The organism is Ensifer sp. BR816, assembly GCF_000378985.1.
In the GTDB taxonomy this organism is placed as follows: domain Bacteria; phylum Pseudomonadota; class Alphaproteobacteria; order Rhizobiales; family Rhizobiaceae; genus Sinorhizobium.
Map to the genome: position 1 here is coordinate 3,368,881 of NZ_KB905370.1, position 21,841 is coordinate 3,390,721.

Annotated in this window: 19 protein-coding genes; 7 read left to right on the forward strand and 12 right to left on the reverse strand. The window is 62.7% G+C overall.

Going from position 1 to position 21,841, the window contains the following annotated elements; translation table 11 throughout:
• On the forward strand, window positions 1-308 hold a 308-nt coding region (locus RHIBR816_RS0116115), incomplete at its 5' end, for a transposase (protein ID WP_198294148.1).
• 868 nt (window positions 309-1,176) lie between these two features.
• Here the strand turns inward: RHIBR816_RS0116115 and RHIBR816_RS0116120 are convergent.
• Window positions 1,177-2,199, reverse strand: a complete 1,023-nt coding sequence (locus tag RHIBR816_RS0116120; RefSeq protein ID WP_026187062.1) for a LacI family DNA-binding transcriptional regulator — start codon at window positions 2,197-2,199, stop codon at window positions 1,177-1,179.
• A gap of 237 nt (window positions 2,200-2,436) precedes the next feature.
• Between RHIBR816_RS0116120 and RHIBR816_RS0116125 the strand changes: the two genes are divergently transcribed.
• The 6 genes from RHIBR816_RS0116125 (at window position 2,437) to RHIBR816_RS0116150 (ending at window position 8,947) form a co-directional block, all read left to right on the forward strand.
• On the forward strand, window positions 2,437-3,417 hold the full coding sequence (locus RHIBR816_RS0116125) for a tripartite tricarboxylate transporter substrate binding protein (protein WP_018237605.1): 981 nt from the start codon (window positions 2,437-2,439) through the stop codon (window positions 3,415-3,417).
• Window positions 3,418-3,482: 65 nt separating this feature from the next.
• On the forward strand, window positions 3,483-3,956 hold the full coding sequence (locus tag RHIBR816_RS0116130; protein ID WP_018237606.1) for a tripartite tricarboxylate transporter TctB family protein: 474 nt from the start codon (window positions 3,483-3,485) through the stop codon (window positions 3,954-3,956).
• Window positions 3,957-3,983: 27 nt separating this feature from the next.
• Window positions 3,984-5,483, forward strand: a complete 1,500-nt coding sequence (locus RHIBR816_RS0116135) for a tripartite tricarboxylate transporter permease (protein WP_018237607.1) — start codon at window positions 3,984-3,986, stop codon at window positions 5,481-5,483.
• 39 nt (window positions 5,484-5,522) lie between these two features.
• Window positions 5,523-6,425, forward strand: coding sequence for a dihydrodipicolinate synthase family protein (locus RHIBR816_RS0116140; RefSeq protein ID WP_018237608.1), 903 nt, complete (start codon window positions 5,523-5,525; stop codon window positions 6,423-6,425).
• A gap of 38 nt (window positions 6,426-6,463) precedes the next feature.
• Window positions 6,464-8,200 (forward strand): L-arabinonate dehydratase, encoded by a 1,737-nt coding sequence (gene araD / locus RHIBR816_RS0116145; RefSeq protein WP_018237609.1) that lies wholly within the window; start codon window positions 6,464-6,466, stop codon window positions 8,198-8,200.
• Window positions 8,201-8,218: 18 nt separating this feature from the next.
• Window positions 8,219-8,947 carry a ribonuclease activity regulator RraA gene (locus RHIBR816_RS0116150; protein WP_018237610.1) on the forward strand — a complete coding sequence of 243 codons (729 nt, stop codon included), beginning with the start codon at window positions 8,219-8,221 and terminating at the stop codon, window positions 8,945-8,947.
• A 144-nt stretch (window positions 8,948-9,091) separates the two neighbouring features.
• On the opposite strand, the gene RHIBR816_RS0116155 is transcribed toward RHIBR816_RS0116150, so the two are convergent.
• The 11 genes from RHIBR816_RS0116155 to RHIBR816_RS0116205 form a co-directional block, all read right to left on the reverse strand.
• Window positions 9,092-10,561 carry an NAD-dependent succinate-semialdehyde dehydrogenase gene (locus tag RHIBR816_RS0116155; RefSeq protein WP_018237611.1) on the reverse strand — a complete coding sequence of 490 codons (1,470 nt, stop codon included), beginning with the start codon at window positions 10,559-10,561 and terminating at the stop codon, window positions 9,092-9,094.
• Window positions 10,558-11,328, reverse strand: coding sequence for a TSUP family transporter (locus RHIBR816_RS0116160; RefSeq protein ID WP_018237612.1), 771 nt, complete (start codon window positions 11,326-11,328; stop codon window positions 10,558-10,560). The genes RHIBR816_RS0116155 and RHIBR816_RS0116160 overlap by 4 nt, the downstream gene beginning before the upstream one ends.
• 3 nt (window positions 11,329-11,331) lie before the next feature.
• On the reverse strand, window positions 11,332-13,323 hold the full coding sequence (locus tag RHIBR816_RS0116165) for an alpha-glucosidase (protein WP_018237613.1): 1,992 nt from the start codon (window positions 13,321-13,323) through the stop codon (window positions 11,332-11,334).
• 10 nt (window positions 13,324-13,333) lie between these two features.
• Complete coding sequence (locus RHIBR816_RS0116170) at window positions 13,334-14,098, reverse strand: SDR family NAD(P)-dependent oxidoreductase (RefSeq protein WP_018237614.1); 765 nt, start codon at window positions 14,096-14,098, stop codon at window positions 13,334-13,336.
• A 3-nt stretch (window positions 14,099-14,101) separates the two neighbouring features.
• Window positions 14,102-14,986, reverse strand: a complete 885-nt coding sequence (locus RHIBR816_RS0116175) for an SMP-30/gluconolactonase/LRE family protein (protein ID WP_018237615.1) — start codon at window positions 14,984-14,986, stop codon at window positions 14,102-14,104.
• Between the two features lie 10 nt (window positions 14,987-14,996).
• On the reverse strand, window positions 14,997-15,800 hold the full coding sequence (locus tag RHIBR816_RS0116180; RefSeq protein WP_018237616.1) for an HpcH/HpaI aldolase/citrate lyase family protein: 804 nt from the start codon (window positions 15,798-15,800) through the stop codon (window positions 14,997-14,999).
• Window positions 15,801-15,810: 10 nt separating this feature from the next.
• On the reverse strand, window positions 15,811-17,559 hold the full coding sequence (gene araD, locus RHIBR816_RS0116185) for an L-arabinonate dehydratase (RefSeq protein WP_018237617.1): 1,749 nt from the start codon (window positions 17,557-17,559) through the stop codon (window positions 15,811-15,813).
• On the reverse strand, window positions 17,556-18,410 hold the full coding sequence (locus tag RHIBR816_RS0116190) for a carbohydrate ABC transporter permease (RefSeq protein ID WP_018237618.1): 855 nt from the start codon (window positions 18,408-18,410) through the stop codon (window positions 17,556-17,558). The genes araD (RHIBR816_RS0116185) and RHIBR816_RS0116190 overlap by 4 nt, the downstream gene beginning before the upstream one ends.
• A 5-nt stretch (window positions 18,411-18,415) precedes the next feature.
• Window positions 18,416-19,351: a carbohydrate ABC transporter permease gene (locus RHIBR816_RS0116195; protein WP_026187063.1), complete on the reverse strand. Its 936-nt coding sequence runs from the start codon at window positions 19,349-19,351 to the stop codon at window positions 18,416-18,418.
• 68 nt (window positions 19,352-19,419) lie between these two features.
• A complete protein-coding gene (locus tag RHIBR816_RS0116200; RefSeq protein WP_018237620.1) occupies window positions 19,420-20,655 on the reverse strand; it encodes an ABC transporter substrate-binding protein in 1,236 nt (411 codons plus the stop codon).
• Window positions 20,656-20,696: 41 nt separating this feature from the next.
• On the reverse strand, window positions 20,697-21,773 hold the full coding sequence (locus RHIBR816_RS0116205; RefSeq protein WP_018237621.1) for an ABC transporter ATP-binding protein: 1,077 nt from the start codon (window positions 21,771-21,773) through the stop codon (window positions 20,697-20,699).
• Window positions 21,774-21,841: the final 68 nt, after the last annotated feature.

The window sequence follows — 21,841 nt, forward strand, 5'->3', positions numbered from 1 at the left end:
AGGTGATGCGGCTGGCCACCGACGAGTTCATCCGCCGTTTCCTGATCCACGTGCTGCCCGACGGATTCCACCGCATCCGCCATTACGGTCTGCTCGCCAGTGCAGGCCACAAGGCCAATATCGCAAGGATCAGGAAACTGCTCGGGGCGCAAACGCCATCGCAGCACGACGCACCAAACGCCGAGGTCACGCCGCTCACCCTGAGAGAGCCATGCCCGGTTTGCGGCGGCCCGATGCGCATCGTCGAGATCTTCCGCCGCGGCCAACAACCCAGATGCCGCGCGCCACCCCGAAAGGACGCCGCATGACGAAATCCATCTCACATCAGCCGAGGCTGGTCCGCATCGACGAGGCGTTCCGGGGTGGCGCCGGTCAGCCTAAGGCAACCCAGCACACTGAAAAATCGCCGGCGCGAACCTACCAAAGACCTGTGACCCCGATCCCGATCGGCTCATGCAANNCTTCGGGGCTACACCTTCGCACCCGACGCTGCCGCCGATAGCCCCCTTGAAAAACCGCAGCCGCACGCTTTCCCCATAGGCGCTCTACCCAGCCCCCGCGGCCTCCTCCTTGGGAGGTTTGTCAACGCGGGCCGACACAGGCCCAGCCACCACCGTCGCGCCGCGGCCCGCATCGAAAAACCTTCGCCAAAGCGGACTGTCAATTCGTTGCGCGTGAACGGCAGGTTTGCGCCCTCATCTCAGCCAATCCAACCACCGGCACGCGCCCCCCGCCTATTGCACGGAACTGACGACAGACGAGCTGAAATCGGCGCTGCGGTCGGCCGATCGTTCGCGCGCGCGCCCGGCTATCGCGACGCCCTGATCGGGAATTCTTGGCAGCCGGGGGCAAGCTGACCTACGAAGAAATTATTGCCCGCAACCGAGCGGTCACCGCGTGATAGCGAATCTTAAAGGCGCTGAACGCCTCATTCGACGGGAGCGAAGTCGAATGCGCAGATGCCGGATGGCGGCTTCGCGCTGCTCTCTGGCCGGCTGAAGGCCAAGGTCGACCCTGTGTTGTCGTTGGCGCTAGGCGCGTGCCGCCTCTTCAGCTCTGGACGCATGCTCGACTATGGGCCACTAAGCATAAGCTCTTGAACTCGGGCGAGCCGCAATCCCGGCGTCTCCTACATACTCTCAATGAGGAGACCGACCTTTTCAGTTTCGATTCAATTCATGCCGAATGTCTCACGACAATTTCAAAGCCGATCTTGATCATCGGCTCGACCTCCTCGCCGGACAGCTTTCGAAGAATTGATCGCGCTGCCTGCGTGCCGATCATGCGGCGGTCGATGCGTACCGTCGTCAGGGACGGATAGGTATGGGGTGCGAAGTCGAAATCGCCGAAACCGATGATCGCGACATCCTCCGGCATCCGGCGACCCCTGGCGATCGCCTCAGTCAGGGCTCCATGGGCAACGACGTCTGAACTGCCGAAGACGGCGAGCGAGCCGCCGCCACGGTCGAGCAGTTGTGCCAAGGCCTGCCGTCCGTCGCTGAAGGTCGAGGGAGAGTTCATCTCGATATCGGGCAATTCGACCGGGGCGACGCTCGCCAGTCGGTTGATGAAGCCGTCGCGGCGCTGGAGCGCGCGCGGGTCGTTTGCGCCGATCTGAGCGTAACGGTCATACCCCTTAGCCATCAGGTATTCCGCGACCAGCACGCCGACGTCATAATGCGAGAACCCGACCGCCGTATCGAGCGGCGACGGCGTGGAATCCCATATCTCCACGATCGGCAGTCCGGCCCCGGTCAGCATCGACCGCGTTTCTTTCAAGTGCGTGATGCCGGTCAGAATTATGCCGTCTGGTCGCCGCGCGAGAATGGCACGGGTCAGTTCCAGCTCCCGCTGATGGTCATAGCCCGACAGGCCCAGCAGCAGCTGGTAGCCTTCTGCTACAAGCTCGGCATTGAGGCCTTCGATCGCCTCGGCAAAGATGGTACTCGATACCGACGGAACAATGGCCGCCACCAGCCGAGTGCGGCGCGACGCGAGCCCGCCGGCTAGCAGGTTCGGCACATAACCGGTGCGGGCGATGATGCGCTGGATGGCCTCAAGCGTATTCGGCTTCACGAGGCTCGGCGTATTGATAGCGCGCGACACGGTCACCGGAGAGACGCCGGCGAGCTTGGCGATGTCCGCCAGCGTAACCGGGCTGGATTGCTCTGGCTGTCCGCCTCTTTCCCGTCTCGCCATGACTGTCTCCATCTCAAAAATGATTTACGCTTTCATTTTTTGTTTTGGCAAGTCTTTCCCCAAACAAAATTCTGTAAGTCACTCTAATTGGTTGAAATCACTTGGTTCAGTGGCCTGTAGCCAGGTCTTGCAGAGCGCGAATTTGCTGATAAAATGGAAGCGCTTTCATTTTTCGGTTGAGGAGCCGGAAGATTGATTTTCAGAAGGGCACCGGCGTCCAAACGGGAGGAGGAATTCATGCATTTGAAGCGTTTCATCACATTGGCGGCGATGGCCGCATCGATCTGTGCGGTGACTGCGACTGCGGGTCGCGGCCAGGACTATCCCTCGAAGACGGTGACGGTCATCGTTCCCTTTGCCGCTGGCGGCAATACCGACGCATTTGGCCGCCTCGTTGCCGAGCAACTAGACAAGCGGCTGGGTCAGCGCTTCATCGTGGAGAACAAGCCCGGCGCCGGCGGCAATATCGGTCTTGGCGAGCTCGCCCGCGCCGAGCCCGATGGCTATACAATTGGCATGGGAACGGTCAGTTCCAACGCGATTAATCAGACCCTCTTCAAGACGCTGCCCTATGACAAGGCAAAGGGTTTTGCGCCGCTGTCGCTGATCGCCCGAATGCCGAACGTGCTCGTCGTCAATCCGGAAAAGCTGCCGGTCAACTCCGTGCAGGAACTAATCGAACTGCTGAAGAAGGAGCCGGGCAAGCACACCTATGCTTCCTCGGGCGTCGGCACCTCGATCCACCTCGCCGGCGAACTGCTCGCAACCAAGACCGGCGTCAAGATCACCCACGTGCCCTATAAGGGCAGCAGCCAGGCGATCATGGACGTGGTAGCCGGTCATGTCGATTTCATGTTCGACAACATTCCGACGGCTGCCCAGCAGGTAAAGGCCGGCAAACTACGCGCGCTGGCGGTCACCAGCCTCGACAAGGCATCGCTGCTGCCCGACGTGCCAACGATGGATAGCGTCATTCCCGGCTTCGAGGCGACATCCTGGCACGGCATTTTTGCACCGGCGGGTACCCCGCCAGAAATCGTCGAAAAGCTGAGCAAGGAAGTTCAGGCCATTCTTCATGAGCCTGCAATGAAGGAAAAGATAGAAAGCATGGGCGCGACGCCGGTCGGCAATACGTCGGAGGAATTCGCCACGTTCATCAAGGGCGAAACCGAGAAATGGGCCGAAGTCATCAAGGCGGCCAACGTTCCGCTGCAGTGACCTTTTCGTCCACTGGCCGGCGTATCACGCCGGCCGGTGCATCCTGACCCGTGGATCTTGAAGCCATGTTGAAGATTAGAAACGGCCGCGACTTCGTCGGCGGCGTAGCGATGATCGTCGTCAGCCTCCTTTTCATCTGGTTCGGCCGGGAACTCGACGTCGGAAACTCGTTCCAAATGGGACCCGGCTATTTTCCCAGGATGCTGAGTCTGCTCCTGATCAGCATCGGAGTGCTGATTATCCTTCAGTCATTGGTCGTTGCCTCCGAAGCCGAGCCGGATGAAACAGCCAACTGGAAGGCTTACGCACTGGTCATCCTGGCCCCGATTGTCTTTGGGCTCGCGCTCTCTCGCCTGGGGCTTGCCCCAACGATGTTCCTGATGATCGTCGCCGTCAGCTTCGCCAGCAAATATGCGGGCTGGCGCCATTCGGTCGCGCTCGCCCTGTTCATGGCGATCTGTTCGGTCGTGCTCTTCACCCGGCTTCTGTCGCTTCCCGTCAGCGCCTTCGGGCCATGGATTCCGTTCCTCGGCAACTGACCGACGCCGTCTGCGAGGAGTTTCGTGATGGATATCTTTTCCGACCTTTGGCTGGGCGCCGCCACCGCCTTTCACCCTGTGAACCTGGCCTATGGCTTCATCGGCTGTCTTCTGGGAACCGCCATCGGAGTTCTGCCGGGGCTCGGACCGACCGCGACAATCGCCATGCTCTTGCCGATCACCTTCGGCCTGCAGCCGGAGTCGGCGCTGATCATGCTGGCAGGTATCTTTTATGGTGCCCAGTATGGTGGCTCGACCACGGCGGTCCTCATCAACCTGCCCGGCGAAAGCTCGTCTGTTGTCACTGCGATCGACGGCTACCAGATGGCACGCCGCGGGCGCGCGGGCGCGGCGCTGGCAACGGCGGCGCTCGGGTCCTTCTTCGCCGGCACCGTCGCAACCGTCCTGCTTGCCGTTGCCGCACCGCCCCTCGCCGCTGTCGCGCTGAAGTTCGGACCTGCCGAGTACTTCTCGTTGATGGTGCTGGGTCTGGTGGCCTCGGTGGCGCTGGCCAGCGGCTCGCTGCTGAAGGCCTTCGCGATGATCGTGTTCGGCCTGCTGCTGGGAGCGATCGGCACCGATGTGGAAAGCGGCACACCGCGCTATGTCTTCGACATCCCCCAGCTTTATGACGGCCTCAATTTCGTGGCGGTCAGCATGGGCATATTTGGCCTCTGCGAGATCCTGCGCAATCTCGAAAACGAGCACGAGCGCTCGGTCGGCGTCAGGAAGGTCACGGGTCTAATGCTGACGCGCGACGATTTCAGGCGCATCCGCGGTCCCGTTCTGCGCGGCACCGCACTTGGCTCGTTGCTCGGCGTGCTGCCGGGCGGTGGCGCCATGCTGTCCTCCTTTGCGGCCTATGCGCTGGAAAAGCGCGTCTCGCCAAACCGCGCCGAGTTCGGCAAGGGCGCGATCGAAGGGGTGGCCGCCCCGGAAGCGGCCAACAATGCCGGCGCGCAGACCTCCTTCATTCCGATGCTGACACTCGGAATCCCCGGCAATCCGGTCATGGCGCTGATGGTCGGCGCGATGATCATCCAGGGCATCACGCCCGGCCCCAACGTCATTTCCGAGGAGCCCGCGCTGTTCTGGGGCATGATCGTCTCTATGTGGTCGGGGAACCTGATGCTCGTCATCCTCAACCTGCCGCTGATCGGGTTGTGGTTGCGCATGCTGACCATTCCCTACCACCTTCTGTTTCCGGCGATCATCGGTTTCTGCTGCATCGGCGCCTACAGCATCAACAACAGCGTTTTCGACGTCTTCATCATGGCGGGCTTCAGCGTTGTAGGCTTTGCACTTTTCAAGCTTCGCTTCGAGCCGGCGCCTTTGCTCCTGGGCTTCATCCTAGGGCCAATGCTGGAGGAAAACCTGCGGCGCGCCATGCTGATCAGCCAGGGCGATCCGACCATCTTCGTGCGCAGCCCGCTCAGCCTGTCGCTGCTGGCGGTCGCCGTGCTCGTGCTGGGCCTCGTACTTGCACCTTCGATCAACCGCAAGCGTGACGAAGCCTTCACCGAGTGAGCCGATGCGAACCTCACTGACACAAGAAAGAACTAGCCGATGACTGAAGAACTAAGCAATGCCCTCACGGGCATCTCCGGCATCCTCGTCACCCCCTATGACAACGCCGGTGAGATCGAGCCCCGGCGACAGAAGCCGGTCGTCGACAAGGCGATTGCCGCGGGCGTGCACATTCTTGTCGCCAACGGCAATACGGGCGAATTCTATGCCCTGACTGTTGAGGAGGCCGAGGCCATGGTCCTCGCCTCGGCGGAGCACGTCGATGGCCGCATACCTCTATTGGCAGGTGTGGGGCGGGGCGTGCGCGATGCCTGTCGGTTGGCACGCGCCTCAAAAGCGGCAGGCGCTGCAGCCCTGATGATCCACCAGCCGCCGGATCCGTTCTCGGCGCCGCGCGGTTTTGTCGACTATGTGAAGACGGTTGCTGACGCGGCCGATGGTCTGCCGATCGTGCTCTACCTGCGCAACGATGCCATCGGCATCAAGACGATCCGCGATCTTTGCGCGCTCGCCTCGGTCATCGGGGTCAAGTGGGCGACGCCCAATCCGCTGAAGCTTGCCGAAGCGATCGCCGCCGCCGATCCCGACATCGTATGGGTCGGGGGGCTGGCCGAAGTCTGGGCGCCCGCCTTCTATGCGGTCGGCGCGCGCGGCTTCACCTCTGGCCTCATCAATGTCTGGCCTGAGCGATCGGTCGCCATCCATTCGGCACTGGAAGCGGGGGACTACCACGAGGCCAACCGCCTGATTGCGGGCATGAGGGCATTCGAGGATATCCGCGCCGAGGAACTGAATGGAACCAATGTCACAGGTGTCAAGGCGGCACTGGCAGCGATCGGCCATGACTGCGGCGCCACCCGGCCACCATCAGCTTGGCCGCTCACTTCATCCCAGCATGCGGCGCTACAGGCATTCATCACATCAAACGAAATCCGCTTCTGATTGAAGCCAATGCGGCCGAAGACCGGCCGGAGAAGTCCATGACACCGAAAAAGACCTACGAGCAACTGCGATCCGCCGGCTGGATGGTGCCGGACGACCAGCGTTCCTTCGGCCACCGTTCCAGGGCCATGCAAATGGGCTACGATCCGGCGGACTGGGAGGGACGGCCTATCGTCGCGATCCTAAACACCTGGTCGGATGCCCAGCCCTGCCACATGCATTTCAAGGACCGCGTGGAATGGGTCAAACGCGGCATCTTGCAGGCCGGTGGTTTTCCCATGGAGCTGCCGGCGCTGTCGCTATCGGAGAGCTTCGTCAAGCCGACGACCATGCTCTACCGCAACTTGCTGGCGATGGAGGCCGAGGAGCTGCTGCGCTCGCATCCCGTTGACGGCGCCGTTCTGATGGGCGGCTGCGACAAGACTACGCCTGCCCTCATCATGGGCGCTCTCAGCATGGGCCTGCCCTTCATCTTCCTGCCGGCCGGACCGATGCTGCGCGGTAATTATGCCGGCAAGTATCTGGGCTCGGGCACCGACGGGTTCAAATACTGGGACGAGCGCCGCGCCGGCACGATCTCAAAAGAGGAATGGCAGGGCATCGAGGGCGGGATAGCTCGCTCCTACGGCCATTGCATGACCATGGGGACCGCCTCGACAATGACGGCGATCGCCGAGGCCATGGGCCTCTCCCTGCCCGGTGCCTCTTCAATCCCTGCGGCTGACGCCGGCCACCAACGCATGTCGACACAATGCGGCCGCCGCGTCGTCGAGATGATCTGGGACGACTTGACGCCGGACCGGATCGTTACCCCTGCGGCGGTCGAGAATGCCGTGACGGTGGCCATGGCAACGGGCTGCTCCACCAATGCGATCATACACGTAATCGCCATGGCGCGCCGCGCCGGCATTCCGCTGGAGCTCGACGACCTCGACCGGATCGGCCGCACCACACCGGTGATCGCCAATATCAGGCCTTCAGGCAGCAATTACCTGATGGAGGATTTCTACTATGCCGGCGGCCTGCGCGCGCTGATGAAGCAGCTTGGCGACAAGCTCGACAGTTCGGCGATTACGGTTACCGGCAAGCCGCTGACCGATGGGCTGGAAGCGGTGAAAATCTGGAACGAGGATGTGATCCGGCCTCTCACCAACCCCGTCTATCACGAGGGGTCCCTCGCCGTGCTGAAGGGCAATCTCTGCCCCGACGGCGCCGTGATCAAGCCAGCCGCTTGCGACCCGAAGTTCCACCGGCACAAGGGGCCGGCGCTGGTGGCCGACAGCTATGCCGACCTCAAGAAGATCATCGACGATCCCGACTATCCGCTGACGCCGGACACGGTGCTGGTACTGAGAAATGCCGGCCCCCAAGGCGGGCCGGGCATGCCGGAATGGGGCATGATCCCCATGCCGAAGGCGCTTTTGAAGCTTGGGTTGCGCGATATGATGCGCATCTCCGATGCCCGCATGTCCGGCACATCCTTCGGGGCATGTGTGTTGCATGCGGCTCCCGAGGCCTATGTCGGTGGACCACTTGCGCTGCTCCGGACCGGCGACATGGTCCAGATGGATATTCCCGCACGCAGTCTCAATATGCTTGTGTCGGACGATGAGCTGGCGGCACGACGCGCCGCCTGGACGCCGCCGCCCCCGCGCTACGGCCGTGGCTACGGCCTGATGTTTTCGAAACACATCGAGCAGGCTGACAAGGGCTGCGACTTCGATTTTCTCAAGACGGATTTCGGCCCCCGGGTCGATGAGCCCGCGATCAACTGATTAGATTTGGAGACGAGCATGTCCGACTATGTATTGACCGATGCCACACGCGCCAAGCTCATGAAGGTCTCGACCGCGTCCGTAGCAACAGCTCTCTACAAAAGAGGGTTGCGCAACCAGTTCATCCAGAATGTCCATCCCATCTCCTGGAAAGGGGTCAACATGGTGGGGCAGGCCTTCACTTTGCGCTACATTCCGGCGCGAGAAGACCGCAACCCCATCACAGTGTTTCGTAATGCCGACCATCCGCAGCGGGTGGCGGTGGAGACCTGCCCGGCCGGACATGTGCTCGTCATGGACAGCCGCAAGGATGCGCGCGCGGCCTCGGCCGGTTCGATCCTCGTCACCCGGCTCGCCGTGCGAGGCTGCGCAGGGGTCGTCTCCGACGGCGGTTTTCGCGATGCGGACGGCATAGGCCGTCTCGACATGCCGGCCTATCACCAGCGGCCGTCGGCGCCAACCAACCTCACGCTGCACGAGGCGCTCGATATCAATGTGCCGATTTCCTGCGGGGACGCCCCTGTGTTTCCCGGCGATGTGATTCTCGGGGACAGCGACGGCGTGATGGTGATACCGGCGCATCTCGCCGACGAGATCGTCGAGGAATGCATCGGCATGGAAAGTTTTGAAGACTTTGTGCTCGAACAGGTTACCAACGGCGCTGGTGTCATCGGCCTCTACCCGCCGACATCGGACAAGGCGCAGGCGGACTACTCAGAATGGCGAAAGAAGATGGGACGTGGCTAAGCAAAAAAACTCTCTGGGAGGCGATCTGATGGCTGACCCGCAGCGCCTTCATCTCGCCGTCGGCCCTCGCAACGCCTTTTCGGCCTGGATGTCGCCATAGCCATATCCGCCGCCATGAGACGAGAATAGCCGACCAAATCGGCGTCACATCCCCGCGACGCAGACATATTTGAGCTCGAGGAAGCCTTCGATGCCGTATTTGGAGCCCTCCCTCCCCATGCCGGATTGCTTGATGCCGCCGAAAGGCGCCATCTCGTTGGCGATCATGCCGGTGTTGACGCCAACCATGCCGGCTTCGAGCGCTTCGGCGACGCGCCACACACGCGCGAGGTCCCTGGCATAGAAATAGGAGGCAAGGCCGAACTCGCTGTCATTGGCCATGGCGATCACCTCCTCCTCGTTCTTGAACGTGATGATTGGAGCCAACGGTGCAAAAGTCTCCTCTTTCGCCACCTTCATCGCCTGGGTGATTCCGCTGACGACGGTCGGCTCATAAAAGTTGCCGCCAAGCACGCTGCGCTTGCCGCCGGCAAGCAGCCGGCCGCCCTTTTCGAGAGCATCGGCGACATGCTCCTCCATCTTCTCTACGGCACGGAAGTCGATCAGCGGCCCCTGGCTGACACCCGCCTCCGTGCCGCGGCCAAGCCTGAGCGACGAAACCTTGGCGAGCAGCTTTTCGGAGAACGCCTCGACAACGCTTTCCTGCACATAGATCCGGTTGGCGCAGACGCAGGTTTGGCCGGCATTGCGGAACTTCGAGATCATCGCCCCCTCGACGGCGGCGTCGAGGTCGGCATCGTCGAAGACGATGAAGGGCGCGTTGCCGCCGAGTTCCAGCGACAACCGCTTGATGCCGTCCGCCGCCTCCCTCATGAGCCAGCGGCCGACGCCCGTGGATCCGGTGAAGGTAATCTTCGCCACCTTCGGATTGTGGCAGAACTCGAGGCCGATCGGCTGCGCTTCACCGGTCACCACGGAAAAGACGCCCTTGGGCACGCCGGCACGCTCGGCCAGCACCGCAAGCGCCAGCGCCGACAGCGGCGTCTGGGAGGCGGGCTTCAGGATCATGCTGCAGCCAGCGGCGAGCGCAGGCCCGGCCTTGCGCGTGATCATGCCGTTCGGAAAGTTCCAGGGCGTGATGGCCGCGCAGACACCGACCGGCTGCTTCAAGACCATGATCCGCTGGCCAGGATTGGCTCCCGGAATGATGTCGCCGTCGATGCGCTTGGCTTCCTCGGCGAACCATTCGAGATAGGCCGCGTTGGAGATGACCTCTCCCCTGGCCTCAGTGAGCGGCTTGCCCTGCTCAGTCGTCAGGATCAGCGCCAGATCGTCGGCGTTCGCCACGATCAGGTCGAACCAGCGCTTCAGCACCTGGGCGCGTTCCTTGGCAGTGCGCTTCGCCCAGAGCTTCTGCGCCTCTGCGGCCGCGTCGATCGCCGCGGCCACAACCTCCCGTCCGAGGCTCGGAACCTCGGCGATCACGGCGCCGTCGAAGGGATCGGTCACCGCGAATGTTTTGCCATCCGCGGCCGAGATCCACTCGCCGGCGACAAAGGCTTTGTTCGTCAGCAGCGATGGATCCTGGAGCGCGATCTTGCGGGACTCGGTCATGAAATGCCTCCGATGATTTTGATCAGTGCAGGAACGGCCAGGGAAAGGCCGGAGATGAGCAGAAGAGCGAACGCCAGACGGCGGAGCGCGAAGTAAGAGAGCGGCGGCGGCCAGCGCTTGGCCGCGAAGGTTAGCGCGATCACGACCGGGACAGAGAGCAGGCCCCACCAGAAGCCTGCAGCGGGCATGTGCCCGGCCGACGCGACGACGCCGAGGCGGATGATGGCGTTGGCCGCGAAGACGGCGACGAGCGTCTCACGTATGGCCGCAGGCCGCAGCGGCTGGCGGTAGAGATGATAGACGAGCGGCGGCCCGGCCGTGGAGAAGAGCCCACCCATCAGCCCCGCGATCGCGCCGAAGAAGAGGAAGGACGGCACCGATGACGGTTCGGCCAAGGGCGCCGGCTTCAGGGCAAGCTGAATGCTCGAGGCTACGATAACGACGCCCAGCACCAGCTTCAGCCAGTCGATCGACGCCGCAGCCAGCACGCCGAGAAGCCAGTAGCCGATGAAAAGCGCGATCACGCTCGAGAAAATGATCGGCACGAATTCGCGGGCAGCGATATCGCGCCAGCCCTTGAGGAGAACCTGCGCCGCGTTGATGAACGTCAGGCAACTGACGAGCACCGCTGCGTCGGGCAAGTCGAGGAGCCCCGTTAACCCGACGCCGCCCATCATGATCAGGCCAAAGGCGAAACCGGTCAGCGTCTGCACGTACGCCGCCACCGCCGCGAGGGCCAATAGTCCTGCGAGGCCGGCGGGGTCCATAGGTCAGATGTTCCGAAGTTCGGCGAACGACGCCGAAAGCGACGCGCCTGATCGATAGAAGACCGGCGGCTGCCCGATCGGCGCGGGCACCGTGATCTTCTGCCCACCGGCATATTCGCGGCCGCTCCAGACGTGAATCCAGTCGTCACCCGCCGGCAAGTAGAGAGTCCGTTCAGATTGTGCCGCCTGCCAAACGGGCGCGACAAGCAGTTCCGTCCCGTAGAGATAGCTGTCCTGTATCCCGTAGGTGTTGCGATCGTCCTCGTAGTGCAGGAAGAGAGGCCTCTGAACAGGAAGGCCGCGCACCGATGCCTCCTCAGAAAGCGACTTCAGATAGGGGGCGAGGTGGACGTAGATGCCAGTCATCCGCGCAAAATGGGCAAGCACCTCCGGGTCCTGGTCGATCTGGACGTTTTCGCGCGGTCGGTTGCCTTCATGGCTGCGCATCACGGGCGTGAAGGCGGCCATTTCCGCCCAGCGCATCAAAAGCTCTGGCGTGCGCACGTTTCCGAAAAGGCTCGTGTATCCGCCGATATCGGAGTGGTGGTAGGCATTGCCCAGGAGCCCTGATGAGAGCGCTGCGCAGATGACGGTCACAAGGCCGTCATGGCGGGAGAAATCGACCGACTGGTCGCCGCCCCAGAGCAGCGGGCAATGCTTCTGCACCCCGGTGAACCCCGCGCGCATGAAGAACAGGGCCTCGCCGGTCTTGCCTCGACTGGCGACAGCCTTGGCATTGACTTCGGCCCAAAGGGTCGGCCACTGGTTGTGCATCAGCTTGGCGTCGACGCCGTTGGCGAGCTTCACATCGATCGGCAGGTATTCTCCGAAGTCGGCCATCCAGCCGGACAGGCCGTAATCGAGCATCTTGCTGCCGATGATCTCGTCGGCAAACCATTCGGCCGCATCCGGATTGGTGAAGTCGACGACGCCGCACTCAAACTCGCCGAAGTCGACCAGCGCCGTGCCACCGGACGCGTCCTTTGCGAAATAGCCCGCGGCTTCCGCTTCAGCAAACAATGGGCCGTCGACGCAGAGGTAGGGGTTCACATAACCGAGGAAACGGACGCCCTCGTCGTTCAGTTGCGCAATGCGCTGCCGCAACGCCGGATAGCGATCCTCGTTCGCCTGCCAATCCCAGAACAGGCGGGCGCCGAAGGAGGTTTGCCGCAGGCCAACCCAGTCCTCGCACCAGAGGCCAGATACGCGCACGCCGGCGTCCCGCATTTTTCGGAGCCGTGAGAACGAATTGACGCCGTCCTTCAGGCCGACGATCGCGCCGTTGTAGACCCAGTCGGGAAGCGTTGGCTGGCGTCCGAAACGGAGCGACAATTTCTCCACAAGCTCCACAAAGGTATCCGCGGCGAAGAACTCGATCCGCTCCGGAATCGACCAGGTTTCGATCTCGTGGAAGGCCTTGCGGCGAAAATCGAAAACGGAGTACGCCGACGTCTCGACGTGCAGTGCGTAGCGGGCGGAGGAGACGAAGGTCGGCTGCGGATAGTTCGTGTTGAAGTAGTCGCCGCCCGCACGATCCTTGACGTTCGACTTGAAGGTGATCTCACTGGTCCTGTCGCGTCCGACGCCGGGTTCGGACGTCCAGAGCGGAAAGCGGCGGCCGCGCATGTCGAAGTAGGACATCTGCTCGCCGCCGCCCCAGACATGCTCGTCGTGATCGGCCACGACGCGGATCCAGAGCCGGTTCACCGAAGGATCCACGGCGGAGAACTCGATGGCACCATCCCGGACGGTCAGCGTCAGGCGCGCCTTCTGACCCTCGGCTTCGGAAAGCACGATGCGACAGCCGTCGATTTCGGCGTGGGCGAGCGGGCTGCGCTCGACGACGTAATCCTCGATTTCGAAGTTGCCGCGATACATGTCCATGCGCTCCTCGCCGTGGCCGGCATAGATGCAGGGAGATGACGCGCTGTGGCTAAAGATGACCCGCTCATCAAGGGAAAGCGTGAAGCCGGTCGCGGTGGTCTCAAGTTTCATGGTGTCATACTCAATTCTGGGTCAAGCCGGCATCGACGACGAAGTTCGCACCGGTGCAGCCGCTGCTTTCGTCCGAGCCGAGGAAAAGCGCCAGGCGGGCGACATGGCTGGCGTCGAGGCGGAATTTCAGCGCCTGGAGATCGAGAAACTGCTGGTTCTGCTCCGGAGTGGTCCAAAATTTCAGTTGTCGTTCGGTAACAATCGCGCCGGGCACGATGCAATTGACGCGAATGCCGGAAGGCCCGAGTTCGCGGGCGAGAGTCCGCGTCATGCCGTTAACCGCCGCCTTCGCGGTCGTGTAGCCGACCATGCCGGGCCGGCCGCGCATCCAGGAGATCGAGCCGAGCATAATGACCGAACCCGCTCCCCTTTCCGCCATCAGGCGGCTTACCGCCTGGGTCGCAAAGAACTGATGGTCCAGGTTGAGCGCCAACGCACGCCGCCAATACTCCGGCTCCACGTCCGCCAGCGCATGGCGGTCGTCCTTGCCGGCATTGTTGACCAGCACGTCGATCGCTCCGTTTCGCTGTTCCACCGCGGCGATTGCCGAACGCAGCGCCGCTATGTCGGTGATGTCGCAGCGTAGGAAATCGGCGCCGGTCACTTCGGCCGTCTTCGCGCCGGCGACCTCGTCGATATCGAGGAACGAAACGCGCGCGCGCTGGGCGGCGAAAGCCTTGACCATCTCCTCGCCGATGCCGGAAGCGCCGCCGGTGATCAGAACATTTCGGTCCTCGAGCGAGGTGTAGCGAACTGTGTCGTAGGATGCGGACATGGGTCAGGTTTCCGGATTGAACAGTGGTTTTGCGAGCCCGGCCACGTCGGTGCGCATGGCGAAGAGGCCGCCCGACAGCGGAAAGGCGTCCAATTCCGCCTCAGGGCGTCCGACACGGGCGCTCGTGCAGTAGAGCGTCCTCATGTCAGCGCCGCCGAAAGCGACCATGGTCGGGCAGCGCACGGGTACGGCATATTCGCCGAGCAGGTCCCCGTCGGGACTGTAGCGCTGCACCCGCCCCCCTTCGAAAAGCGCGGTCCAGTAGCACCCCTCGCTGTCGACGGCGCCACCATCGGGACGGCCCCGATCGGTTTCGCTGCCGAAGTGCGCAAAGACCTTGCGATCGGAAACGGTGCCGGGTTCCACCTCGTAGTCGTAGGTGTAAAGCGTGTAGCGCAGCGTGTCGGAATGATAGAGACGTCGTCCGTCCGGCGAAAAGGCCGTGCCGTTGGAAGTGAGCAGACCTCCCTCGAGCTGCTGCAGCCCCCGCCTGTCGTATCGGTAAAGGCTGGCGGTTCCGTTCTCGCGCGTTTCGTCCACTGTCCCGGCGATGAAGCGTCCGGCAGGATCGACCGTGCCGTCATTGAAGCGGCTGGCGTTCTGGTCTTCGGGATTGTCCGCCAATTTTTGGATCGGCTGCCCATTAGCGTCGAGAAGCCAGATGCCGGAACGGAGACCGGCAACGAAGCCGCCGCCTGCAGCAAGGCCGATGCAGCCGACTTCCTCCGGTAATGCGAAGGTCGCAAGAGCCTTGCTTTCCGGGTCGAAGGCGTGAATGCGGGCATTCTTGATGTCGACGAAATAAAGCCGCTGCTCGGCCGCCGACCACAGCGGGCATTCGCCGAGCGAGGCTTTCAGGTCGAGGACGAGGCTGAATTCGCTTTCCACGACGATGTCCTCAATAGGCGGCGGCGGGAGAAGCGGCGGCCGCCGCCTCGCCCTTCAGCGTCGACAGCCAGTCGTTCGCCCGGCCGGTCATCATCGCCAGGTCCGAAGCAATCGCAGCGAAGTCGTAGCCGTAGCCGACGAAGCGCTTCACCATGTCCGGATTGGGCCCGACGATGCCGATCGGTTTGCCGGCCGAGCGCGCGCTCGCCGCCGCCTTTTCGATCAGCGCCTGCACCTTCGGGTGAGCGATGTTGCCGATATGGCCCATGGCCGCGGAAAGGTCGCCCGGTCCGACGAAGACTGCGTCGATGCCGTCGACGGCGGCGATCTCAGGCAGGCGCTCGATCGCTTCGGGCGTCTCCAGTTGTACGATCGTGCAGATCTCGCTGTTGGCACGCTTGAGATAATCGGGGATCGTGCCGAATTTCGAGCCGCGATGGACGGCGGCGACCCCGCGCACGCCCTCGGGCGGATAGCGCGTGTATGAAGCGGCTTCACGCGCTTCTTCGGCCGTCTGTACGAACGGCAGCATGACGGTGCGTGCACCGGCGTCGAGGGCGCGCTTGACGAGAACCTGGTCGTTCCAGGCGAGCCTGACGACCGCCTCGGCCGGCGTGCAGCCGATAGCCCGCAGGATACCCGCGAGGTCGGAGACTTCGATCGGAACATGCTCCATATCAACGACGAGGAAGTCGAATCCGCAATAGCCCAGCGCCTCGGCTGTGGACGGTGCGGCAGCCATCAGCCAGGTGCCGAACGGCGTCTGCCGGTCCCGTTCGGTGAGCCAGCTCTTGAAACGATTGGTGAAGCTCATCGTTATCTCCTCAGAAAATCGGGGGCTCGGGCACCGGCGCGGCGCCGCTCAGGAAATCGAAATCGCAGCCCTGATCGGCCTGGCTGACGTGCTGCTGGTAGAGGGCGGAGAAGGAGCGCTGATAAACCGGCACGGCCGCCTTCCATTCGCTGCGGCGGCGCTGAAGCTCCGTCTCGTCGACGCGCATGTCGATCCTGCCCGCCGCAACGTCGAGCTCGACGAGATCTCCAGTGCGTAAGAGGGCGAGCGGTCCGCCGACGGCTGCCTCCGGCGAAACGTGAAGGATGCACGTTCCGTAATGCGTACCGCTCATCCGGCCGTCGCAGATGCGCACCATGTCGCGCACACCCTGCTTCAGCAGTTTCTTCGGTATCGGCAGATTGCCCCATTCCGGCATGCCGGGCGCGCCGACGGGACCGGCGTTACGCAGCACGATCACGGTGTCCTCGGTGATGTCGAGATCCGGATCGTCCAATGTCTTGTTCATCACCGCCGGATTGTCGAAGACGATCGCCGGGCCGACATGTTTCAGGAACTTGGGATTTGCCGCGGACGACTTCATCACGGCGCCGTTGGGCGCGAGGTTGCCACGCAGAACCTCCAGTGTCTTGCCGCGCGACAGCGGCACGACCGGGTTATCTTCATCGCGAATGACGTCGTCGTTCCAGCATTCGGCGTCTTCGATGTTTTCGCCCAGCGTGTGCCCGTTGACCGTCGGCCGCGTTAGGTCGAGATGGCGGGAAAACTTCCGCAGGAGCGCGAGCAGGCCACCGGCAAAATAGAAGTCCTCCATCAGGTGTTCGCCCGACGGGAAGACATTGGCGGCGACCGGTACCCTGGCGGCCATCGCCGCCATGTCGTCCAGTGTTAGCTCGACGTCGGCGCGACGAGCCATCGCGATCATATGGACGGCCGCGTTGGTCGAACCGCCAAGCGCCATATAGGCGACGAGCCCGTTGAGGAAGCTTGCCCGGTCGAGGATCCGCGATGGCGTGAGGTTCTCCCATACCATTTCGACGATCCGCACCCCGCAGGCTGAGGCCATGCGCGGATGGCCGGAATCGGTCGCCGGAATGGAGGACGCGCCCGGAAGGGTGAGGCCCATGGCATCGACGATCGACGTCATCGTCGATGCCGTGCCGATGGTATTGCAGGTGCCGGCCGAACGGGTCATCCGGCTTTCGAGATCGACCCAGTCGGATTTCGTGATGTTGCCGGCGCGCAGCTCGTCCCAATACTTCTTGGTGTGCGTGCCGGCACCCGTCTTGAGACCGCGCCACTGACCGTTAGACATCGGGCCAGCCGGGCAGAAGATGATCGGCAGGTCCATGGAGATCGCCCCCATGACGAGCGCGGGCGTCGACTTGTCGCAACCACCGAGCAACACCGCGCCGTCGATCGGATGGCAGCGCAGCAACTCCTCGCATTCCATGGCGAGGAAATTGCGGTAGAGCATCGTCGTCGGCTTGACCATCACCTCGCCGACGGAAAGAGCCGGCATTTCGACGGGATAGCCGCCGGCCTGCCAGACGCCGCGCTTGACCGCTTCGGCGCGCTCGCGCAGATGCGCGTGGCAGGGGCTCATTTCGCTCCACGTATTGATGATGCCGATGACGGGGCGGCCGAGGAATTCCTCACGCCGCATGCCCATCTGCTGCGTTCGCTGCCGGTGAGCGAAGCCGCGCATGTCGTCGGAGGCGAACCAGCGTTGACTGCGCAGTTCGGAAATATCGCGCCTGGTCTTGATCACGTCGTTCACCCCTTGATACCGCCGGCCGTGAGCCCGGACACGACACGTTCCTGAAAGATCACGATGAGAATGGCGACCGGTACGATGCCGACGACCAGCGCCGCCGAAATGACCGGCCAGGGAAAGGCGAACTCGCCCTGATAGAGCTGGATGCCGACAGGCAGCGTGCGCAGCAGGGGATTCGAGTTGAACGAGAGGGCCAGCAGGAATTCGTCCCAGGCGTTGACGAAAGCGAGAATGCCCGCCGTGAACACGCCCGGTGCGGAAAGCGGCACCACCACCTTGAACAGCGCGCCGAGCCGGGTGCAGCCGTCGATCATCGCCGCATTTTCGAGATCGCGCGGGATGCCCTCGAAGAACGAGACCAGCATCAGCGTGCAGACGGGCAGGCTGAGCACGGTATAGGGCAGAATGAGCGCGATCCAGGTATTGAGGAGGTTCAGCGCGCGCATGATCTCGAAAAGCGGCACGAGCAGCGTCACCAGTGGAAAGGTCGAGACCGCGATGATCGCGGACAGGATCAGGCCGCGATACCGAAGATCGAGCCGTGCCAGCGCATAGGCCGCGAGCACCGACACCAGCAGGGTGAGCATTGTGGAAAGCAGCGCCACCACGAAGCTGTTGAGCAGGAAGATGTGCAGCGGCTGATCGGAGAATGCCTGCATGTAGTTCTGCAGGGTCGGTGCGTGCGGCAGCCATGTGATCGGCTTGGCCGTCAGCTCGCCCTCGGTCTTGAGCGACGTGAACAGGATCCACAGGGCCGGGAACAGACCGTTTATCAAGAGGGCGGCGGCAGCAAATCCACGCAGCGGTTTGCCGGACAGCATGGAAAGTGGGCCGGAGGCGGTAACAGCGCTCATCGTGACTACTCCTTGGTCCGGATCATGCGCAGGTAGACAGTGGTGACGCACATCGACAGCGCGAACATCACGACGGCGAGCGCCGAGCCGTAGCCGAGATCGAGAAAGGACACCGTGTTCTGGTGGATGTACATGGCGAGCGTCGAGGTGGAGGTGCCCGGTCCCCCGCCCGTCATCATGTAGGGGATGTCGAAAGTCTGCAGCGCGGTGATCGTGCGGAAGATCAGCGCGACGACGATCGATGGCTTCAGAAGTGGCAGGGTGATCTCGAAGAACTGGCGCAGGCGCCCTGCCCCGTCGACGTCCGCCGCCTCGTAGAGCGAGCGCGGGATGGTCTGCAGCCCCGCAAGAATGATCAGCGCCATGAAGGACGAGGTCTTCCAGATGATCGTCAGACAGATCGCGGCGAAGGCCCAGCCGGGCGAATTGAACCAGATGATGCCCTCGAAACCGAGACGGATCAGGACATCGTTGACGATGCCGTATTCCGAATGAAAGAACCACGCGAAGATCAGGCCGGCAAAGGACAGCGGCAGCGCCCAGGGGATGAGGAGCGATAAGCGCACCGGCCACTGCGTCCTGAACGGCAGGTTGGCCATAAGGGCGAGGGCGAGCCCGACGACAAGTGCGCCGGGAACGGTGATCAAGGTGATCAGCACGGTATTCCAGGTCGTCTCCCAGAAGACGGGATCGTCGAACATCAGCCGGTAATTGTCGAGGCCGACGAATTCGGCCGGCATCCCGGACGTCAGCGACAGGTTGAAGAAGCTCGTATAGGCAAGGCGGCAGACCGGGTAGACGATGATGAGCGCGAGAAGAACGGTCGCCGGTGCCAGGAGCAGGAGGGCGAGCGGCCTGTCGCCGAGGTCGAGCCAGCGTGTCCACGCCGCAGGCCGCTGCTCTTGGGCATCCGTCGCCTTCAATATAGATGTAGTCGTCATGATCGCCGCTCCGGACCGTTGGGGTTAAGAGGAGTTGCCGGGGCGGCGCGCGGCCGCCCCGGAGCCACTCAACGCAGGATGCGCTTCAGACGCGCCTCGATCTGGGTCGCTCCGTCCTCCGGCGTCACGACACCGGCCAATACGGCGTTGACCGTTGTGCGGATGACTTCGCTGACCTCGTTGTAGCGCGGCGTCACCGGCCGCGGCTTTGCCGTCTCGACGACCTGGAGTGCGTCTGCGAACCAAGGCGCCGCCTTGGCTATTTCGGCATCCTTGTAGAGGTCGGCATAAGTCGGAAGCAGCGCGCCATTGATCGCCATGAACTTCGAAACTTCCTGGCTCGAGAGGTACTCGACGAGTTTCTTGGCTTCATCCTGGTGCTCGGAATAGGCCGAAACGCCCCACTCCCAGCCGCCAAGGCAGGTCGACTGCTCTCCACCCTCGACCGAGGGCAGCCGGGCAACGCCGACCTTGCCGGAGACGGCCGAATCCTCCCCTTGCGATTTCGCCCAGGCATAGGACCAGTTTACGGCAAAGACGACATTGCCGGCCTGAAACTCCTTACGGGTGTCGTCCGTCGCCACTTCGGCAATGTTCTTCTTGGCAACGCCTTCATCGGCGAAGCTCTTCCAGAGCGACAGCGCCTTCACCGCGGCGTCATGATCGAATGTCAGTTTTCCGTTCTCGACGAGTGCCTTGCCCTGACTCCAATAGGGAAGGAGGAAGGTGCAGACGGCCCCCTCGATCGCCTTACCCTGGAAGGAGAGCCCCTGTAGGTCCGGCCTTCCCTCGCCTTCGGTTATCTTCTTCGCCGCCGCCTTCAACTCATCCCAGGTTTTCGGCGGCTGCAGGCCGTATTTGTCAAGGAGGTCCTTGCGGTAGTAGAGGAATTGCGCATCGGCGAAAGCCGGGAGGGCTACCACCTTGCCGTCAACGGTATTGGCCTCGACGTAGGCCGGCAGATAGCCGGACAGGTCCTTGCCGGAAAAATCGCTCGTCCAGCCGGCCGCGGCGAACTGGGCCGGACGGATGACGTCAAGGATCAGAACGTCGAGCGAACTGTCCTTTGCCGACATGACGGTGTTGAGATACTGGGCTTGCGCCTCCGACGTGTTGCCGCCTGTCTCGATAGCGACCTTCACGCCGGGGGTCTTTGCTTCGTATTGGTCAAGTGCCTTGCGCCAGACGTCGGGCTGATGCTGACTTGAGATGTAGACCTTCAGTTCGGTATCGGCGAAGACGGGGCTCGCGAAGGCAAGTGCGCCTCCACAAAGAAGCAGGCTCGTGAGCTTTGAAAAGGTCATTGTTTCCTCCCAGTTGAATTGATGACGCGGGCCGTTTGCGGCTAGTGGATAGCGCGCTCCGTTGCGGCGTCGAAAAGGTGGATTTTCGAGGGATCGAGGCCAATTGTCAGCCTCTCTCCGGCCCTCGGACGCATCTGCGGCGGCATTCTCGCCGTTAAGGTTGCATCACCCAGAGCGAAGTGAACGAGCGTATCCGACCCGAGCGGCTCGACGACCTGAACCTGGCCGCTCAGGTCTGCTGCAGACGAACTTGCCGGCACGAAATGTTCCGGGCGAATGCCGACGATGAACTCGCGCCCCTCCGCAGCCGAGACGCCGCCGGCATCAAGCGCTGAAAGCGCAAGATGATCGCCATTGGCGAAGACGAGATTGCCGCCGGCCGTTTTGGCCCGCGCAAAATTCATCGCCGGCGAACCGACGAAGCCGCCGACGAAAATGCTTGCCGGCTTGTTGTAGACCTCATCGGGCGTTCCGACCTGCTCTATATTGCCGCCGCGAAGGATGACGATGCGATCGGCGAGCGTCATGGCCTCGACCTGGTCGTGCGTGACATAGATGATGGTCGTTCCGAGCGCCTGATGCAGCTTCTTGATCTCGGTGCGCACCTGCCCACGCAGCTTGGCATCGAGATTGGAAAGCGGCTCGTCGAAGAGAAAGACCTGTGGCCGGCGGACGATGGCGCGCCCCATGGCGACGCGTTGGCGCTGCCCGCCGGACAGTTGGCCAGGGCGTCGGTCGAGCAGGTGGGCGATGCCGAGCATATTGGCTGCGGCGGCAATCCTCGCCTCGGATTCCGAGGCGCCCACGCCGCGCACCTTCAGGCTGAAACCCAGGTTCTCGCGTACGGTCTTATGCGGGTAAAGAGCATAGTCCTGGAACACCATCGCGATGTCCCGCTCTCGTGGCGGTAGGCTATTGACGACGCGATCGCCGATCCGCACCTCCCCGCCCGTGATGCTTTCGAGCCCCGCGACCATGCGCAAGGTCGTCGATTTACCGCAACCTGACGGACCGACGAGAACAACGAACTCGCCGTCAGCGATCTCGAGATCGATGTCCTTTACGATGCGCAAGGCGCCGTAGCTCTTGTCGAGCTTGCGTAGACTTACAGAAGCCATGCTTCCCTCCCATTGGGCGACATACGATCCGCTGTATCCAGTCGCACATGCCACCTCCCATTTCGCAA